This window comes from Enterococcus sp. DIV0682, assembly GCF_051712685.1.
Lineage (GTDB): Bacteria > Bacillota > Bacilli > Lactobacillales > Enterococcaceae > Enterococcus > Enterococcus faecalis.
Window position 1 is genome coordinate 1748787 of the sequence record NZ_JBIOPK010000001.1, and the last position, 18293, is coordinate 1767079.

An 18293-nucleotide genomic window follows, 5' to 3' on the forward strand; every position below is an offset into this window, starting at 1 on the left:
TAAATATATAATTTTCTATATAAACTAATTCTCCTTAGATAAAATTGTTTCTTTCAATGTTTGAATTGCTTCCAACAAGATGCGATTTTTATTGATTTTTGCATATGCGCGGGCATCTTGTAGTAGTTCTAAAATTTGCTCTTGCGGCTTTTCTTCAGCTAAGGCATTTTTCGCAAGTTGGAAAGCTGCTCTTGCCAAGTAATACGTGACGTGATTATCAGAACAGATGGAAATCGCATACTCTAACAAAGCATCACTTGTTTCTAAATCGCCTTTTTCTGCATAAAAAACACCACAGTGAAAGACAACATTTAATACTCGCCAAGTATCTTCCATTGATTGAATAGTATAAAGATATATTTCCTTGAAGACCTTATTGAAATAAAATTCTGCTTTCTCAATTTCGCCTTCTTTGGCATAGGCCATGCCAATTCCAGTAAAAGCTAACAAACGGTAAATATCGCTCGTGTATTTTTGCTCTTCAAACAGAAGTTTTTCAAAGGTAAATAAGCAATCCATCAACGAAGCATTTTGAAAAATCATGACAAAGCCTTGTAAATAATAATATTCTAATAACAGTTGGGAATCTTTGATTTCATCAAAAGGAATATTTTTTAAAATTGTTTGCAATTGGTCATGTTCGCTGGTAATCAAGAAGAATTCTGCTTCTTCCATTTTTTCAAGAATTTCAGGTTGTTTAATCCCTACGCGCGGGAAGAGTTCCCCCAAAGGTAGCTCTAAACGATTACATAGTTGGATCAATATTTTTAAAGTTGGGACTTGACCATTCTTTTCAAAGCGACTAACCGTAACTTGCGTACAAATCCCTTTAGCCAATTCACTTTGCGACAAACCACGTGCTTTGCGTTTTTCTATAAACCGTTGTATATTCATTGCTTTTCCTCTCATTCTCATCTTCTCAAACTTACTATAATACAACTTACCTTAAAAATATATATAGAAAAAGAAAAATGTTTATAACAAAAAAGAACACAGACAACTCTTTCATTAAAAGTTTGTCTGCGCTCTATAGAACCTGAATCACTAAACGTCAATCCAGCGTTATTTAATCAATCCGATACGTCCTACTTGCTTTGTTTAGAGAGCAGCTCTTTTTTTAGCTTCTTTCACAAACGTATTCATGGCCTGATATAATTTTTCCTTGATTTCTTTGAGATTAGCTTGTTGTAATTCTTTATTGGCAACTAACTGTTGACCGTTCACCCAAACGGCTTCAACATTGCTAGCATTTGCTGAATAAACCAACGCTGAATAGGCATCAAAAATCGGAAACATATTAACTGATTGCGTTTCAATTAATGTTATATCCGCTTTTTTGCCCACTTCCAATGAGCCGACTTGCTCCGCCAAGCCTAACGTTTTAGCGCCCCCCATCGTTGCCAGATAAACAATTTCTTTCGCAGGAAACAAGGAGCGATCTTGGTGTGCTGTCTTATGAAAATTCGCAACCATACGCATTTGGGTGAATAAATCTAATGTATTCCCACTACTAGGTCCATCCGTGCCTAAACCGACAATAATCCCTTGATCAAGCATTTGCTTAATCGGCGCTACGCCTTTGGCTGATTTAGTATTCGCACCGATACAATGAGCGACACGCGCTTTTCCATTAGTAGCAGCTAAACTCGCAAGATCTTCATCTGTTGCCAAAATACAATGAGCTAAAATAAACGGCTCGCTCAAATAACCCAGTTCTTCTAAGAAAGCAATTGGTGTTTTTTGATAGGCTTTTTCAAACTCAGCCATTTCATAAGTCATTTCAGCAACGTGCATGGTCACAGGAACTTGGTATTGCCGACTAAGTTCAATAATTTTTGCCAACACTTCTGGTGAATTGGTATTCGGTGCATGTGGCGCAAGTATAGGCGTAATCAACGGATGGCCTTGCCACTTGCGAATAAAGGTTTCCGCGTAAAAAAGACCGCCTGAAGGTTCCGGACTATCACAAGTGGGCATGTCAATAATCGTTTCTCCGAGCAAAGCGCGAACACTCATTTTTTCGCAACTTTTAGCAATTTCATCTTCAAAATAATACATATCACAAAAGCTCGTAATACCACTCAGTAACATTTCAGCAATTGCATAATCACTACTGCATCCTACTAATTCTTTTGTCATGAATTGTTCTAATGGAAAAAGAAAACGCCGGAGTCGATCTGGCACATCGTCCCCTAACGAACGAAATGGAATCATGCCTACATGGGTATGGGTGTTAATCATCCCAGGCATTAAAATTCCATTTTGACCATCGATTACTTGATTTGCAGCCATTCGCTTTTCATCAAGTGTGGTCATTGGTGCTAATTCCACAATTGTGTCTTCTTCAATCACTAAATAGCCGGCTTTGATTTCTGAAAATTGCTCATCCATTGTTAGTATATGCACATTTTTAATAAGTGTTTTCATGCAAAAGAACTCCATCCTCTGGAAAAACTAATGGATAGAAACGTTGTGACTTCGTATCCATCATCCCAAAATCTGTCACTTTAATGGCTGGCGAGACAGGCAATGATAGTGTGGAAAAGGACATGATTTCATTCATATTTTGATAGCCTAAAGCTTGCATAGCTTGTCGAACTTTTTGTAAAGAAGCGCCTAATTGTTCAATCGGTGCTTGCGATAAAATCCCACCAATTGGTAAAGGACAAGTTGCCATCACTTGCTGATCCGAAGCAACCAAATAGCCGCCTTGCATCGCTAATAATTCATTCTGCGCTAACAGAATATCCTCAATCGTATTACCCATCACCATTAAATTATGATGATCATGGGCCCAGGTTGTCGCAATGGCTCCTTTCTCGGAAAGGGGTTGATCCATTAAAGAAAAAGAAATATTACCATTTTTTCCGTAACGTTCCATCACAATTAATAAGGCACAGTTGGCTTTTTGCCATTGCAACAACCCATTTTCAACAGGAATTTCTTTTGTAATTCGCTCTGTAAATGTGCCAATCTCTTGTTTTTGAATCACATTACAACGAACTGTTTCTTTTGTTGTAGCCACCTTTAAAAGTAAATCTTCTTCTGTTAACTTTTTACATTGGATGGTTTGTTGGTAAGCGGCTGGAAACTCTTCGATTTTTTCTGGATAATGGAAGGGCTCGCCTTTTTCAAAAACGACCTTTCCAGATTTATAAACCGTAGTAATATCAAAACTTTCTAAGTCATTTAATAACAAAAAGTCAGCTTTTTTACCAGGTGCAATTTCGCCGCGATCATGGAGACCCATTCGTTTGGCCGGCGTATAAGTTGCCATATAAATGGCTTTTTCGATAGGCAATCCTGCATGAACGGCTTTTTTGACATTTTCATTTAGATGACCTTTTAGCAAATCATCGGCCATCACGTCATCCGTGATAATACTTGCATAATTGTAGAAGTCATTGTCTACTATCACCTGAATGTTTTCAGGAGTGATTGATTTATTTTGAAATTGAATAAAGACGCCCGCTTCAATTTTTTCTTTTAACGTTTTAGGAAATTGATGGGTATGATCTGAAGTGATACCACTATATAGAAAATCTGCTAACTCTTGATCTTCGATTTTAGGACAGTGGCCTTCTAAAGGCATGGTTGGTCGTTGTTTTTGACACAAATCGATAATTTGACGAATTAAAGAATCTGGCTCATAGGAAATCCCTTTAAAATTCATGGCTTCCCCTAAACAAATCACTTTTGGCTCTTTGAGTAATTCTGCTACTTCTGCTAAGCCGATAATCCCACCAGTTGTTTCTAATTCGGGAGTGGTCGAAGGAACCGAAGAAGGAATTGCGTGAAAGATATCTAGTTCTGTTTCAGCGGCCATAAAAGCTTTTAAGCCTTCTAAGCCAAATACATTAGCCATTTCATGGGCATCGGCAATCACCGTTGTCACACCGTAACGCACTACTGCTTTGGAAAAAATAGTAGGTGTCGTCATGGAACTTTCAATATGCATGTGTGCATCAATTAAGCCGGGAATCATCCATTGATTCTCGGCATTAATTGTTTTTTGGGGCTGCAAATTGACGTTCTCTTCTTCATAAATGTAATAAAATTTATCATTTTTAATCGCAACATTTCGTTGAACGAATGTTTGAGTGACTGTTTGATACAGCCACACATTTTTTAGTAATACATCGACGTTCATTTTGTCCCTCTTTTCTAAAACTATTGATTCATCGTCCGGTTCCATTGATCAATCCAATCCGCTAGTTGACTATTAATAAAATTAAAATCGACTGTTTTGGCACGTTCGGCAATGGCACCATATGTTTTATTTTTCGCTTCTTTTTCGCTTAGCGTTACTTGTTGATTTGTAGGTCCTTCATTTAATGAAATCGCTTTGGCCTTTTGTGATTCTTCACTAATCCGTGCGTTAACAAATTTAAAGGCGGTTTCTTTGTTTTGTGCTTTTTTAGGAATATTGACTGTATTATAGTTGGCATACGTGCCGCTTTCTGGGACGACATACGTCACGTTTTCTGCTGCGCCTTGAATAATATCAACCGCAAAATCAGCAACCACAGCTGCTTCAATTTCACCAGATTGGAACATATTAGCTAAGTCTGACGATTTTGAATACGTTTTAACAACGTTTGGTTTTAATTCTTTCATCGCTTCAAAAGCGGCCTTCCCGTTATCTTTTGTAATATCTTGACCAGCATGTTCACTGGCAACGTATAACATTAAAGGACCTGCCGTCGTGGCAACGTCTGGAACAGAAATTTTACCTTTCAAATCAGCTGACCATAAGTCATCCCAGTTCTTAATTTCTTTGCCTAATTTTTCTTTGTTGTAAACAATCCCGATACTGTTTACAGCGATTGGTACGCCAGCACCACTTTCAAAAACCTCTTTTGCTCCCGGCGTTAACTGACTTAAATTAGGTACTTCTTTTTCTGTAATTTTTTCAAATAACCCTTCTTTTCCACCTTGTGCTGCATTTGCTTGTGCTAATTCAATGACATCAATTCCCGCATTGGGATTATTTTTTAATTTCGTAAAGCGGTCTGCACTATTGCCTACTTCTAAGGTAACTTTCGCTTCATTCTCTTTTTCAAATGGAGCGATGATGTCTTTTTTGACAATATCTTCACTTAATCCGAAAGTTGAAACGACTAAAGCATTACTTCCACCTTTGCTCTCGCTTTTCGTAGTTGCTTCGCTGTTTCCACAAGCAGTCATTAATAACGTTGCAGCGACTAATGTCCCTAAAATTACGCGTTTTTTCATTTTTAAATCTTCCTCCAAAATGGTTTTTATTTTTCTAAAATAACTAATTTCTCAGCTGGAAAAGCCAAGTGAATGGTTTCATTTGTTTCATATAACTGTTCACTTGTTCCATTAACCAGCAATGTACCTAACGCTGTTTCCACTTCATATTGATAGCTTTTCCCTAAAAATGTTCGGACAGCGACAGTACCTGCGACAGTATTAGTAGCAGCTTCTGAAACAATCTCAATGTCCTCTGGACGAATCGTTGCCACCGTCGTTGTAACATTTGGTTCAGGATTAGTCGTTTTCATTATTTGATTTGTTTGTGTCCGATAATGACCAGCTTCCATTTTTTCGACAGAGAAAAAGTTTTCAAAACCGATAAATTCAGCGACAAACTTAGTACGAGGCAAACGATAAATCGTTTCTGGTGAATCATATTGTTCAATCACGCCATTATTCATAATGGCCACTTTATCTGAAATAGAAAAACATTCTTCTTGGTCATGTGTGACAAAAACTGTCGTAATGCCTAATTGTTGTTGAATCCGTTTGATTTCAATCCGCATTGCCACTCGCAATTTTGCATCTAAATTACTCAACGGTTCATCTAGTAGTAATAGTTTAGGTTCAATAATCAGAGCACGTGCTAGCGCAACCCGCTGTCTTTGACCACCAGATAATTGTTTTGGATAACGGTCGCCCAAGCTTTCTAAACCACATACTTTTAGCATTTCCGCGACTTTTTGGTCCATGGTTTGTTTGCTTTCTTTGCGTAATTTCAACCCAAAAGCGACATTTTCTGCAATCGTTAAATGGGGAAATAACGCATAGCTTTGAAAAACCATCCCGAAGTTTCTTTTATGGACAGGAACCTTTGTTAGTTCTTCTTGGTCAACGAAAAACTGTCCGTCGTTTGGCTTAATTAATCCAGCAATCACTCTTAGCGTAGTCGTTTTACCACAACCACTCGGTCCTAATAAAGAAACTAATTCTCCTTTTTCCATTGAAATATTTAAATCTTTTAAAATATCTTGTTTTCCGTCATAGCTGACGCGAATATCTTTTAAATCCACAAAAGTCAAAATTTTCTCCTCTTTCTATCTCGTGCTTCTTCCATGTTTTAGGCAATGGAAGCTAGTCCCAACGTTTTTTCAATTAAAAACATTAAGCCCATTGTTAGTAGCATCAACAATACAGAAATTGCTGAAACAGTTGGATCATAATTGTATTCCATATAACTTAATAAAGAAGTAGGCAGCATCGTCACACCGGGACCTGATAAAAACATCGATACAGGAACATTGTTAAACGAATTGACAAATGCTAACATAAAGGCTGCAAAAATTCCTGAAGACACATTGGGTAAAACAATTTGAATGAACGCTCGCAATCTTGTACAACCTAATGTCCAAGCTACTTCTTCCATTGAATAATCTAGTTGTTCCATACTTGATCCAACCACTCGAATAATATAAGGCAAACTAATTAAAAAATGCCCCATTAACAATCCTTGAAAGACAGGCAAACCTAATTTAATAACAATATATTGAAATAACGTATACCCGACCACAATTCCTGGAATCACAGTTGGGGATAAGAAAAAGCTTTTAATAAAGTTGCGCCCACGAACGGAATAACGTGCCAGCGCATAGGAAGCCGGAATCCCTACTATTAATGCTAAAACAGTCGCTAATACCCCAATCAACAAACTTAACTTAAAACTGTCCATAAACGTTTCCGATTGTAAGGCTTTGGCGTACCAATCTAAAGTAAATCCTTTAATCGGAAATTGAATCGCTGCGGCTGTTCCAAAAGAAGTCACCACAATCAAACATAATGGTAAAAATAAAAACAGAAAAACTAGAATTGCAATAACAGATAGTCTTTTTTGCTTACGCATGATTTGCTTCTCTCCGATCTACTTTCTTAGCGACCATGTCTAGGCCTTTCATCACAATTAATGTTGTTAAAATCATAATAAATGCAAGAACACTCGCCGATTGCCAATCACCTAAAGTATTAGCCTTTTGATATAAGAAGGTCGACATCATCATTTTTTGGTTACCACCTAACAGCTGTGGCGTCGTATAAGCCGTTAAAGTTCCTGTAAACACTAATATACTTCCTACAATGGTGCCTGGAATTGATAAAGGTAAAACAATTTTCCGAAAAGCCGTCATTGGATTGGCGCCTAGCGTCTCAGCCGCTTCTAGCATTTCTCCTTCAATGTTTTCCATAACCCCAACTAAGGTCATAATCATTGTTGGTAAAAATAAATACACTGAACCGATAATAATTGCAAATTCTGTATACAATAAATTCAGCGGTTGCTCAATTAAGCCTGTTTTTAATAACAACGTATTCACTACACCGTTTTTTCCTAAAATGTTAATCCAAGCAAAACTTCGAATAACTGAATTGGTTAACAGTGGAAACAAGGTCATAGCCATTAAAAAGCCACGCCATTTTTTGGAAACCCCAGCAATAAAGTATGCCGTTGGAATGCCCAACACGATTGAAATACCCGTCACAATTAACGAAACTCTTATCGTTCGCCAGAAAATTGAAACATTATAGTCATCTTTAAAAAAAGTAACATACTGATTTAGTGTCAAGCCATGATCAGTAAAAATGGTTGGCAAAATGCTAGTAATTAATGGAATCATTAAGAAAAATAATAATAGTACTAGCCCCGGTGCCACAATTAAATAAGGAACTTTCTTGTTCATTCGTACACTCCTCGTTCGTTTTTTCACTTCATCAGTATACGCAAGGAAAACGTATATTTCAACACATTTTCATCTTTTTGTTCGTTTTTAAACCCGAACGTTCGTATATTTTTTCGAAAAAGGTTATTAAAAAATAAAACACGAACATTAAACAAAAAAACACAAACAAGGCTGTTTGTGTTTTTTGTCAACTTTTTTATTTATCACTTAATTTTCTTGGAACGTTTGATCCTTTTCCATCATTTTCACTATAATACCATCTTGATACACCTGATAATATCCGAACAATTCATTCTCTTTTGAGACACTATTCTTTTCAGATATAATTTGAACAACATAACTTCCTTTATTTGACTGCTTAAACGTATAATGAAACGCCGAGTCATTCGTTGGTATCCCTAAACCATTTTGTAAAAATTCAATCGCTTCCTGTTTAGTATAAGATTCTGCTTCTAATTGCGTTCCTAAATGCGGATTTTTTTGATCGACAAATTGTCTTACTTTGTCATTATTAGCAGACTTTTCTATAACGACTTCCTGTTGCGAATTCCTACTTCCTGAACAGCCAGTTAATACAAATAAAATCACCAACAACCCCAAACACTTACTCAAAGTTTTCTCCTCCTCTCCCTTTTCATTAGTGATACCTGATGATTTCTTTTATATTTTAGCATGCTTGATATAACGAATGGTGCTCAAAAAAGACAGAATCAACAAGTAAAAATTGTCGACTCACCTTTCTCAACTAATATTAAAAACTATCTGTCTCAATATTTTCGAATTTCCTGTAAATTACTGATAAATAAAAACAGCTCCTTTTGCGTATACTTATATTATCAGCACCTAAAGGAGGAACTTTCTTGAAGCAAAAAAATCTACTCACTTATCAATCACTTGCAGCCTTGTTGCTAGTATTCAGTCTCTTTAGTTTTAACCCATCGGTTTCTTTTGCCACCCGTTCTGGAAAAACGCCTGTTTCAGTTAAACTAGAAATTGGAGGGCTGCCTGGTGATGAATCGATGAATCGGTTGACGATGCCATTGATCCTGATTTAGAAAATCCTAACACTAGTTTTGACTTGCTCTTTATTCCGAAAGAATTTACTTTTGAAACCCAAGCGATTTCTGGTGATTTAACGGCAGTTCCTATACGACCTTCTGAAGGCAATACTCATACAATGAGACACTTCGGGATGGGGGATGTTCGCGGAGCCTTAACTGGTTGGCATGTCACTGCTGAAATCCCACACATGCGAAACGAAGCTCATTCTTTACTAGGCATCATTACGTTTCAATTAACAGGGGGCTATGCTCGCTATGACAAAACGTTAAGGCGTTTCTTTATGACAAATACAATGTATGGACTGGATTTTTCAGAAGATCCTGCTGCACCCGACTTCCCGACCAACCCAATTATTATCGGTAACGGTGCGACTTTAATGAGTAACGCTGGTGATAGAAAAGGACAAGGAATGTGGAGCGGCCGCATGACCGATATTTCTCTTGCAATCCAAACCCCTGTTTCACAATTATTTTCTGGCGCATATACAGGTTCGACTATCTGGAATTTAATCTCTGGACCTGCATAAAATAAAAAAAACGCTTAGAAAACTAGCGGAATCACTACTCTTCTAAGCGTTTTTTTATATCATAAGGACTATTTGCTCCTTCTATTTGTCTAAGCATGCTTTACCACTTTTCGTTTAACGAATCACTTGGCCCCAACGGTAATCAAACTGATACTCTTGATTACCATTATTCAGGTTAATTTTGTATAAATAACGCGGGACTTTAATGAACAACGCATCCTCTACTTGAAAAGCTTCAATAGGTACATTTTCTTTAGTTAAAAGCAACGGTGTTTGCCACTCGTATGTTTTTTTCTGCCAATTGTATAAGCCAACTATCGCTTGAATACTTTGTCTTTTCTTGTATGACAGAACATAATAATTTGCTTCATCTTTCTTGCCTAGTAAAACTGGTGCTATTAGTTGCTCTTCTAGTTTTCCTTGCACTGTTGTACGCTCTTCCGATGACAGCTCTTGACCAATTTGACTCTCATTTGAATCTACCGTCCATTTAGGCGCTTCTTGTGTTTGAAAGACTTCTTTGAAGGTTGGGTCTTGTTTTAACTGCCAATTTTTCAAATCTAATTGATAATATCGATTGTTTAATCCATAAATATAGAGATAGCGATTATCCATAAAACGATAATCAACGAAATCAGAGCTTAAATAGTCTTTTAATTCAGGGAATTTCTTCACTAAATCCGCTTCAGAAAACTGTTTTTTCCCTGTTTTTGTATCGAGTAAGTAAATGGCCTCGTTATCAGCATTATTCAAAACCACATATTGATCTGTTTGACCAATTAAATAATCACGCCAACCTAAACGTTTACTCCACATTCGTTCGCCCGTCTGACTATTAACAGAAATCACTTGGAACAATGAGTTACTGGTGCTAATGCCATTCGTTCGTCCATTTGGAATAATCATTCGCTCGATTGAAGTTAAGCCTTTTGTTTTTTCAGAATAAAACGTCGCACTTTTCTCTTCAATCGTTACTGAACGAAACATTCCGAAAAAGATTAAACCAGCAAAATGTACCACTGCAAGATAAACCAACAAAATTAACGCATAGGGAACCAGTCTCCTTGTACTCCGCCTTCTTATTAAGGAAATAACCAAAATACCACTAATTACTATAAAAATAATTGCTACAATGATAACAAAAATATCATGATAGAGCCAACCAGATAATTGCCAACTTCTATAAAGTGTGTCCATTACGCCATCCTTTCCAATTGTTATTTGCTTATTATAAAAAGGATACTATTTTTTTTTTGAAAAATAACAACAAAAAGCGACGAACAGCGATAAGCCCATTCAAGTTGACTAACTATAACTAGGTCAACTTGAATGGGCGTGGAGAAATGTGCCTTGTTATTCCGCTTCTTCAATTGCGGACAAAGCTTTTGCAATATCAATTTCTTTATTCCGATAATCAGCATCATGAACTGGAAAATGCTGCCGCAATTCTGCTGCTTCCATCCACGAAACAGTCCCTTGTTTAATGCCAAAATCAAGAATGTGCCCACCAAATTGGTGATCCTCACTGATAAAGTGCAAATGAAACCCTGCGGCAGAGGCACCATGAAATAATTTAGGTGTAAAGAACCCTACAACTGTTCCCTGAATATTCTCCGCTGTAAATTCAGGTTGATTGCGTGCGGCTTCTACAAATGGTGGATACGGTTTTTCTTGTTTAGGTGCCACACGGACATGCATCTTCGCAAAAAGACCGCTAATTTTAATTGCCGCAAAAAAATTAGGACTAATTTTTTCTAAAATTTGTGCTTTAATATTTTCATCGGTTTCTGTTGATACAGGGAATGCGCCATCTTCTTGAAAACGAGTAACTGCGGCATATGGCGTTAATTCTTCGCCTTCTAGAATAGCAATTTCGCCAGTTTGATTCGCATGATACAATATACCGTCCAATAAAATAATTTCGCCATTTGAGCCTTCTAATGTCCCAATTCCAAAATCACCTTGCGTGAGTAACGTACCAATTTCTGCCGTTCCTGCCATCAAACTTTCCATTAAACCGCCTAGCGTACCATGTTGATAAACATATTGTTCGCTCATTTTTCCATCTCCTAATAAAGTTGATCTGGTAACAATGTTTTACCTAATTCTTGATTATCTGAATAATCCACAGGAACGTCAATAATCACTGGGCCTTCTGTTTGCATTCCTTCTTCTAAAGCTGCGGCAAATTCTGCTTGTGAATGTACTCGAAGCCCTTTGGCTCCAAAAGCTTCAGCATATTTCACAAAATCAACTGGACCAAAATCTACGCCAGAGGATCGATTATATTTCATTTCTTCTTGGAATTTAACCATATCATAACTACCATCATTCCAAATAATATGCACGATATTTTGCTTTAAACGAACCGCTGTTTCTAATTCTTGCGCCGAAAATAGGAAACCGCCGTCCCCAGAAACAGAGATAATTTGTGTATTCGGACGAACCAGCGCAGCCGAGATTGCCCAAGGCAAAGCGACACCTAATGTTTGCATACCGTTACTAAATAATAAATGACGCGGTTCATAACTTCTAAAGTGGCGAGCCATCCAAATGTAGTGACTCCCTACGTCAACAGTAACTGTCATTTCATTCGTGGTTTTTTCTTGAAGCGTTTGAACAATTTCTAATGGATGTAATCGATTTTCAATTGTACTTGTTTTTACTTCTTTAATCGTTAATTTTTCTTGAAGCGTTTCTAAATAATCTTGCGCATCTTCTGTTAATATTGGTTCACTAAATGCTTCTGATAATTTCAAAATATTTTTAGACATATCACCAATTAGCTCTTCTTCCGGTTGCATATATTGATCAATTTCCATTTGAACTTCATCAATAACAATAACGCGCGCATCTTTTTCTGCGTTCCAATTACGTGCCTCATATTCAATTGGGTCATAACCAATCGCAATCACTAAATCACTTCTTTTTAACAAACGGTCCCCAGGTTGGTTTCGAAATAAACCAACACGCCCAAAGAAATGTTCTTCTAATTCTTTTGAAATAATGCCTGCTCCTTGGAACGTTTCCACGACCGGCAAACCAGTTATAGCAACCAATTCACGAATGGCTGCGGTAACTTTTCGTGCAGAGGCCCGCATTCCTAAAAGTAAAACAGGTAATTTCGCTTGCTTGATTCGTTCAGCTAAAGCTGCGATTGTTTCTGCTGATGCATGGCCCAGTTTCGGAGCCGACAAAGGCTTAATTGCTTCGCCTGTCACCGGACTATCTGTGACATCTTGTGGGATCGATAAGAATGTTGCGCCTTTTTTCGCTGTTTTGGCGATACGGTAAGCATTGGCAATATTTTCAGATAATGTTTCTGGATCTTGAATTTCTGTACTGAATTTTGTTATTGGACTAAATAATGCAGCATTATTCATGCTTTGGTGAGTTAATTTTGACAAATCGGACCGTTTCACCTGTCCAGCCAATGCTAAAACAGGGTCCCCTTCTGCAGTCGCAGTTACTAACCCAGTTGCTAAATTGCTGGCACCAGGTCCACTAGTTGCAATAACTAAGCCAGGCTCTCCCGTCAAACGACCAATCCCTTGTGCCATAAAGGCTGCATTTTGTTCATGTCGAGCTAAAATTAATTCTGGACCTTTGTCAACTAATGCATCAAAAACCCCATCAATTTTTGCACCGGGAATCCCAAAAATATAGGGCACTTCGTGATTGATTAAACTTTCTACTATGATATCTGATCCTTTTTTACTCACTGTTATACCTCCAATTAAAATCTGTACTAATTACAAATACAAAAATACCACTAAAATTCTAATTAATCAACAATGAAACACATTGAAAACGTGTAATATACTAATTCGCATATTTTAATAGAATTGAGATATTTCAAAAGATTAAGCAAAAATAATGCAAAATACCTTAAAGTTTTATAGTCTTTCAACAATTATTATATACTTCTTCACTAAAAATTAGTAAGATTAACCTATAAGAAAAAAATCACAACCTGTGATAAATTATTGGAGGAAAAATATGTCAAAAGGGAAGAAAATTTTTGCCATTATCTTTGGAATTATCTTGGTTCTATTTCTTGCAGTTGTTGGAATGGGAGCAAAACTTTATTGGGATGTTTCTAAATCAATGGATAAAACCTATGAAACAGTAGAACGATCTAAAAAAAGTCAGGTCAATTTAAACAATAAGGAGCCTTTTTCTGTTTTATTATTAGGGATTGATACAGGCGATGATGGGCGTGTCGAGCAAGGTCGTTCGGATACAACAATTGTTGCAACAGTTAATCCTCGTGACAAGCAAACAACCTTAGTCAGTCTTGCTCGCGATACCTATGTTGATATTCCAGGTCAAGGAAAACAAGATAAATTGAATCACGCCTATGCTTTTGGTGGCGCATCTTTAGCAATGGACACAGTTGAAAACTATTTAAATATACCTATTAATCATTATGTTTCAATTAATATGGCTGGTTTAAAAGAATTAGTCAACGCGGTTGGCGGAATCGAAGTGAACAATAATCTGACTTTTTCTCAAGACGGATATGATTTTACGATTGGTAAAATTTCATTGGATGGTGAACAAGCACTCTCCTATTCAAGAATGCGTTACGAAGACCCTAATGGTGACTACGGCCGCCAAGAACGTCAAAGAAAAGTGATTGAAGGCATCGTCCAAAAAGTCTTAAGTCTTAACAGCGTAAGCAACTATCAAGAAATTTTAACAGCTGTTTCTGATAATATGAAGACAGATTTAAGTTTTGATGACATGAAAAAAATTGCCTTAGATTATCGCAGTGCCTTTGGTAAAGTGAAACAAGACCAACTTCAAGGTACTGGTTTTATGCAAGATGGTGTTTCCTATCAACGTGTGGATGAACAAGAATTAAATCGTGTCCAACAAGAGTTGAAAAATCAATTGAATACAAAATAAAAATAAAACCCACGAGTAATATAAATACTCATGGGTTTTATTTTCTCTTCTATTAACGTTCTTGTTTTACCGCTTCTAAAGCCGCTGTATTAATAATGTTCCAAGGTTTGTCAAACGCTGGTTGGAAGAAGAAGTCCGCATAGGCTAAGTCTTCAATCGTCATTTTGGCTTGAATCGCTAATGAAATAGCATTAATGTTTGCAGTTAAATCTGCTTTCGACATTAATTGAGCGCCTAAAATTTGTGTTGTTTCAGGATCATACACTAATTTAAACCAAGCTTTTTGTTTGTCTGGATTAAAGTCCATCAAGTAGTCTTCTACTACTGTCACCGCTTTTGTTTCTTTTCCTAATTTTTGAGCCATGACTTCGTTAATCCCTGTTGAAGCAAATTTATAATCAAAGACGGCCAAGCCAGAAGATCCTTGAACACCAGGGAAAGGTTTAACTGGTTCCTCTAGGTTTTTCACAGCAAAGCGACCTTGTTTACGAGCATTCGTTGCTAAAGCAATATTTACTTCTGTGTCTGCAGGATTGTATTTAATTAACGTAGCATCCCCTACTGCAAATACATCTGGCTCACTTGTCCGCATGTATTCATCCGTCTTGATTAGGCCATTCGGATGTAATTCTAAGGTACCTTTTAACCAAGCAGTGTTTGGACGGACGCCAACCGCTACAACGACCAAATCAGCATCGTACGCATTTTTATCTGTAACGACTTTTTGCACACGACCGTCGCCTTCGTAACGTTCAACTGTTTCACCAGTTGCAATGGTAATATTATTAGCTTCCATCTCTTCTGTTAAAACATCTGTAAATTCTTTATCTAGATATACCCCTAATGGACGATCTAAAATGTCAATAACAGTAACCTTTTTACCGGCTTTTGCAAATGCTTCGGCAGCTTCAATCCCAATATAACCACTACCAATCACAACCACATTATTGACTTCTGGATCTACTGTTTTTTGTTTTAATTTAATGGCCCATTGACGACCACGCATCAAGTAAATATTATCCAAATCTTTACCTGGAATATCTAATTCAAATGGGACAGCTCCGGGACTGATGATTAATTTATCATAATTTTCAACACGTTCTTCACCTGACACTAAATCTTTCACTGTCACTTGATGTTCTTTTGGTTGAATCGCTGTAATTTCAGTATTAGAAAAGACATTCACACCACGACTCTCCATTTTTTCGCCAGTCATATAGCGAACAGAATTAACATCTTTCACTTTTCCTTCTAGGTACAACTGCATGCCACAAGACAAGAATGAGATAAAATCACCTTTCTCATACCATTGAATTTCTGCATCAGGATGAAGATTTAGTAATTCCTCTACCGCTTCATAACCTCCATGTGATGATCCTAAAACAATAACTTTCATCGCTCGTTCCTCCCATATAATATTATTTCTTACATAATAAAGAATATCATATATTCTCAAAAAATAACAAACAATATCCTCTTTTCCATTCTCAATTAAGTGCTTTAAATGAGAATAAAAAGGAGTATCCTCTGTATTTCGCCACTTTTCAATTACTTTTTTTTATTTACTAAAAAATAAAAAATACTAAATTCTCCGATACGATTGATAGGGACGCCCCACTTTTAAATAGCTATTTTTACTTTCTAAAAGGTTATTTTTTTCTAGAAACAACACATATTTGCGAACAGAAACATGTGAAAGCTGACTCGCTTCTGATAATTCTTGAATCGTAAAATAGTCGGTAAATTCGTCTATTTTTTTTAACAATAGTTGTAATGTTGCTTGTGTTAGTCCTTTTTCTAAGGACATGTTTTGAAGATCTTGTTCATTTTTACGTGCGTTTGTCTGTGAAGAATGAAACAATTGGTCCACTTTTGTTTGCGAAAGCTCCTTCGTTTCCAGCGTGAATTGAGCAGCTTTTTTCTGATAGTTTTCGATACTTTGTTGAAATCGCTCAAAAGAAAAGGGTTTAACTAAATAGTCTAAAACGCCTAAATGTAAGCTTCGTTTAACATTTTCTAACTCGTTGGCAGCCGTAATCAGGATAACTTCTGTGTCAATTTTTTCATCTCTAATTGTTGCCAGATAGGTCAAGCCATTGCCATCTTTTAAATGAACGTCTAATAAAACAAGTGCTGGTTGTTTTTCTTTCGTTAGTTGTAGACCTTCAGCAATTGTTGCCGCCGTAAAAATAGTCGGTTGGTGAATTAATTTTTCAAGATATTTTTGATGTATATATGCAACCATAGGATCGTCTTCAATAATCAATAGGTTCATTTTCCTCTGCTCCTTCGTAATGAACATTTATGCGAAGGACAAGCCAATTGTTTTGTTGGTTTTCCCAAGTCAATGTCGCTTCCGCATTCTCTAATAATCTTGCCAAATAAGAAGTGAAAAACTCTTGTTCAAAGCGTTCCAGTTGTTCTTTTGGATAAGCAAACGAATAAGTCGTCGTCAAACTTCCTGGCTGATAATCAATGGTTTCAATGATCTCTTCTGGTAACGGTTGTTCCATCAGGAAACGATGAATATAACGGTAGATAGCAATCAAATTTTGCGTATCTTCATCTCGTTTATTTGGTGGAATTTCTGGATAAATTTCAATAGCTAATTGTGTTTTAATTTCTGCAAACTTGATTCTTTCCCCACTTAAAAAACCTGCTAAAATAGGATTCCTAACCAAAATAGCTAAGCGCTGTGCAAATTCCTTTTCTGGTTTCAATAAATCGGCTAGATAATGTTTTAGCGCCTCATAATCTTCTAAATCGACTAAGCCATAAATAACATGCATCTTATTCATAAATTCATGTGATTGACTTTGTAATGCCGAAGCATATGTCGTTGTGCTGACAAGCTGTTCTGCGACAATAAACGTTTCCGTCGCATTTTTCAGAAAGATAACATGCCCAATTGTTTTTTTACGGACATTAATCGGGGCGATTGAGACGAAATAATCCTGACCATTTTGGCGATAGAATTGCTCTGTTTTTGAATGTACGATTAATTTTTCAGGAGATAAAACCAATGCTGAAAGTTTCTTTCCTAGTAAATTTTCTTCACTATTTGTTATATTATGATACATTTTAGTTGCTTCAATATTTGCTAATAAAATATTTTGATCGGTATCAATCACAAGGATTGCGTCTTTCGTTTCCTCAAGCATGGCGTTTCGCTCTTCTAATAGACGAGCAATTTCTCTTGGCTCTAAATCGTGAAGTTGTTTTTTTAAATAATAAGAAACCACGATGGCTAATATAAAGCCAAAACCAACACTTAAAAGGACACTCACTGTGTAATCATTTTTTGTTCGTTCAATCAATTGTGAAAGCGAGGTCATTTTAATGCCCATTGCCACAACCCCAATTTGTTTTCCTTGATCATAGACTGGGACAAAACCTCGTAATGATTCTCCTAAACTCCCTTGACTAACAGACAAATGTTCCTCCCCTTTTAATGCTCGCACTTCATCGCCACCTTCAAAATGCTTACCTATTTTTTGGCGATCAGGATGTGTTAAACGAATCCCCTGCATATTCATAATCACGATAAAATCCAACTGATGGATTTCACCTAAACGAACCGTATACGCTTCCAATTCATCTGAATAGTGATCATTCTTTAAGGCTTCAATAACATTCGGTTCAATAGCCAACTGTTCTCCGACGGCTAAAAGTGCTTGCTCTTGGTTTTTACGAACTTCTTTAATTGTTTGGACCGTCGTTACTCCGTAAAAGAAAGTAATCATAATAATTAATGTTGCAATAAAAATCACTGATAAGAAGCACCATAATTTCCCGCCACGCTTCATGCCATCCCTCTTTTCTCTTCAAATAAAGTATAGCATAGG

The 18293-nt window shown here is 36.7% G+C and carries 15 protein-coding genes and 1 pseudogene; 2 read left to right on the forward strand and 14 right to left on the reverse strand.

The window, feature by feature from the left end; genetic code table 11:
- Positions 1-24: 24 nt before the first annotated feature.
- The 8 genes from IGK96_RS08330 to IGK96_RS08365 all read right to left on the reverse strand — a co-directional run bounded on the left by IGK96_RS08330 (position 25) and on the right by IGK96_RS08365 (position 8561).
- Positions 25-915 carry a helix-turn-helix domain-containing protein gene (locus IGK96_RS08330; RefSeq protein ID WP_002385979.1) on the reverse strand — a complete coding sequence of 297 codons (891 nt, stop codon included), beginning with the start codon at positions 913-915 and terminating at the stop codon, positions 25-27.
- Positions 916-1098: 183 nt separating this feature from the next.
- Positions 1099-2427, reverse strand: a complete 1329-nt coding sequence (locus tag IGK96_RS08335; RefSeq protein WP_002394366.1) for an amidohydrolase — start codon at positions 2425-2427, stop codon at positions 1099-1101.
- Positions 2411-4195, reverse strand: a complete 1785-nt coding sequence (locus IGK96_RS08340; protein WP_161975122.1) for an adenine deaminase — start codon at positions 4193-4195, stop codon at positions 2411-2413. The genes IGK96_RS08335 and IGK96_RS08340 overlap by 17 nt, the downstream gene beginning before the upstream one ends.
- Positions 4171-5235, reverse strand: coding sequence for an ABC transporter substrate-binding protein (locus IGK96_RS08345; RefSeq protein WP_002357914.1), 1065 nt, complete (start codon positions 5233-5235; stop codon positions 4171-4173). Before IGK96_RS08345 ends, IGK96_RS08340 begins: the two co-directional genes overlap by 25 nt.
- Positions 5236-5261: 26 nt before the next feature.
- Complete coding sequence (locus tag IGK96_RS08350) at positions 5262-6302, reverse strand: ABC transporter ATP-binding protein (protein ID WP_010825169.1); 1041 nt, start codon at positions 6300-6302, stop codon at positions 5262-5264.
- 38 nt (positions 6303-6340) lie between these two features.
- Positions 6341-7120, reverse strand: coding sequence for an ABC transporter permease (locus IGK96_RS08355; protein ID WP_085443158.1), 780 nt, complete (start codon positions 7118-7120; stop codon positions 6341-6343).
- On the reverse strand, positions 7113-7949 hold the full coding sequence (locus IGK96_RS08360; protein WP_002382189.1) for an ABC transporter permease: 837 nt from the start codon (positions 7947-7949) through the stop codon (positions 7113-7115). The genes IGK96_RS08355 and IGK96_RS08360 overlap by 8 nt, the downstream gene beginning before the upstream one ends.
- Before the next feature lie 207 nt (positions 7950-8156).
- Positions 8157-8561 (reverse strand): hypothetical protein, encoded by a 405-nt coding sequence (locus IGK96_RS08365; protein ID WP_010824555.1) that lies wholly within the window; start codon positions 8559-8561, stop codon positions 8157-8159.
- A 206-nt stretch (positions 8562-8767) separates the two neighbouring features.
- Here IGK96_RS08365 and IGK96_RS08370 point away from each other — a divergent pair.
- Positions 8768-9537, forward strand: a pseudogene (locus tag IGK96_RS08370) (WxL domain-containing protein).
- Between the two features lie 114 nt (positions 9538-9651).
- Here the strand turns inward: IGK96_RS08370 and IGK96_RS08375 are convergent.
- The 3 genes from IGK96_RS08375 to alsS form a co-directional block, all read right to left on the reverse strand.
- Entirely contained in the window at positions 9652-10734 is a 1083-nt protein-coding gene (locus tag IGK96_RS08375; RefSeq protein WP_016614177.1) for a PA2928 family protein, read from the reverse strand.
- A gap of 156 nt (positions 10735-10890) precedes the next feature.
- The gene (gene budA / locus IGK96_RS08380) at positions 10891-11595 is read right to left on the reverse strand and encodes an acetolactate decarboxylase (RefSeq protein WP_085443159.1); all 705 of its coding nucleotides are present in this window, start codon (positions 11593-11595) and stop codon (positions 10891-10893) included.
- An 11-nt stretch (positions 11596-11606) separates the two neighbouring features.
- A complete protein-coding gene (alsS, locus tag IGK96_RS08385; RefSeq protein WP_085443160.1) occupies positions 11607-13259 on the reverse strand; it encodes an acetolactate synthase AlsS in 1653 nt (550 codons plus the stop codon).
- Positions 13260-13536: 277 nt separating this feature from the next.
- Between alsS and IGK96_RS08390 the strand changes: the two genes are divergently transcribed.
- On the forward strand, positions 13537-14448 hold the full coding sequence (locus IGK96_RS08390; RefSeq protein WP_002404487.1) for an LCP family glycopolymer transferase: 912 nt from the start codon (positions 13537-13539) through the stop codon (positions 14446-14448).
- 52 nt (positions 14449-14500) lie between these two features.
- Here the strand turns inward: IGK96_RS08390 and IGK96_RS08395 are convergent, their stop codons facing one another.
- From IGK96_RS08395 to IGK96_RS08405, 3 genes are all read right to left on the reverse strand, one after another.
- Entirely contained in the window at positions 14501-15844 is a 1344-nt protein-coding gene (locus tag IGK96_RS08395) for an NADH peroxidase (protein WP_002357926.1), read from the reverse strand.
- 186 nt (positions 15845-16030) lie between these two features.
- Positions 16031-16723 carry a response regulator gene (locus tag IGK96_RS08400; protein ID WP_010713498.1) on the reverse strand — a complete coding sequence of 231 codons (693 nt, stop codon included), beginning with the start codon at positions 16721-16723 and terminating at the stop codon, positions 16031-16033.
- Entirely contained in the window at positions 16704-18254 is a 1551-nt protein-coding gene (locus IGK96_RS08405) for a Spo0B domain-containing protein (RefSeq protein WP_048949595.1), read from the reverse strand. Before IGK96_RS08405 ends, IGK96_RS08400 begins: the two co-directional genes overlap by 20 nt.
- Positions 18255-18293: the final 39 nt, after the last annotated feature.

Coding starts and splice junctions, on each gene's coding strand:
- IGK96_RS08330 (WP_002385979.1), bottom strand. CDS start 915: ATGAGAATGAGAGGAAAAGCAATGAATATACAACGGTTTATAGAAAAA.
- IGK96_RS08335 (WP_002394366.1), bottom strand. CDS start 2,427: ATGAAAACACTTATTAAAAATGTGCATATACTAACAATGGATGAGCAA.
- IGK96_RS08340 (WP_161975122.1), bottom strand. CDS start 4,195: ATGGAACCGGACGATGAATCAATAGTTTTAGAAAAGAGGGACAAAATG.
- IGK96_RS08345 (WP_002357914.1), bottom strand. CDS start 5,235: ATGAAAAAACGCGTAATTTTAGGGACATTAGTCGCTGCAACGTTATTA.
- IGK96_RS08355 (WP_085443158.1), bottom strand. CDS start 7,120: ATGCGTAAGCAAAAAAGACTATCTGTTATTGCAATTCTAGTTTTTCTG.
- IGK96_RS08360 (WP_002382189.1), bottom strand. CDS start 7,949: ATGAACAAGAAAGTTCCTTATTTAATTGTGGCACCGGGGCTAGTACTA.
- IGK96_RS08375 (WP_016614177.1), bottom strand. CDS start 10,734: ATGGACACACTTTATAGAAGTTGGCAATTATCTGGTTGGCTCTATCAT.
- budA (WP_085443159.1), bottom strand. CDS start 11,595: ATGAGCGAACAATATGTTTATCAACATGGTACGCTAGGCGGTTTAATG.
- IGK96_RS08390 (WP_002404487.1), top strand. CDS start 13,537: ATGTCAAAAGGGAAGAAAATTTTTGCCATTATCTTTGGAATTATCTTG.
- IGK96_RS08395 (WP_002357926.1), bottom strand. CDS start 15,844: ATGAAAGTTATTGTTTTAGGATCATCACATGGAGGTTATGAAGCGGTA.
- IGK96_RS08400 (WP_010713498.1), bottom strand. CDS start 16,723: ATGAACCTATTGATTATTGAAGACGATCCTATGGTTGCATATATACAT.
- IGK96_RS08405 (WP_048949595.1), bottom strand. CDS start 18,254: ATGAAGCGTGGCGGGAAATTATGGTGCTTCTTATCAGTGATTTTTATT.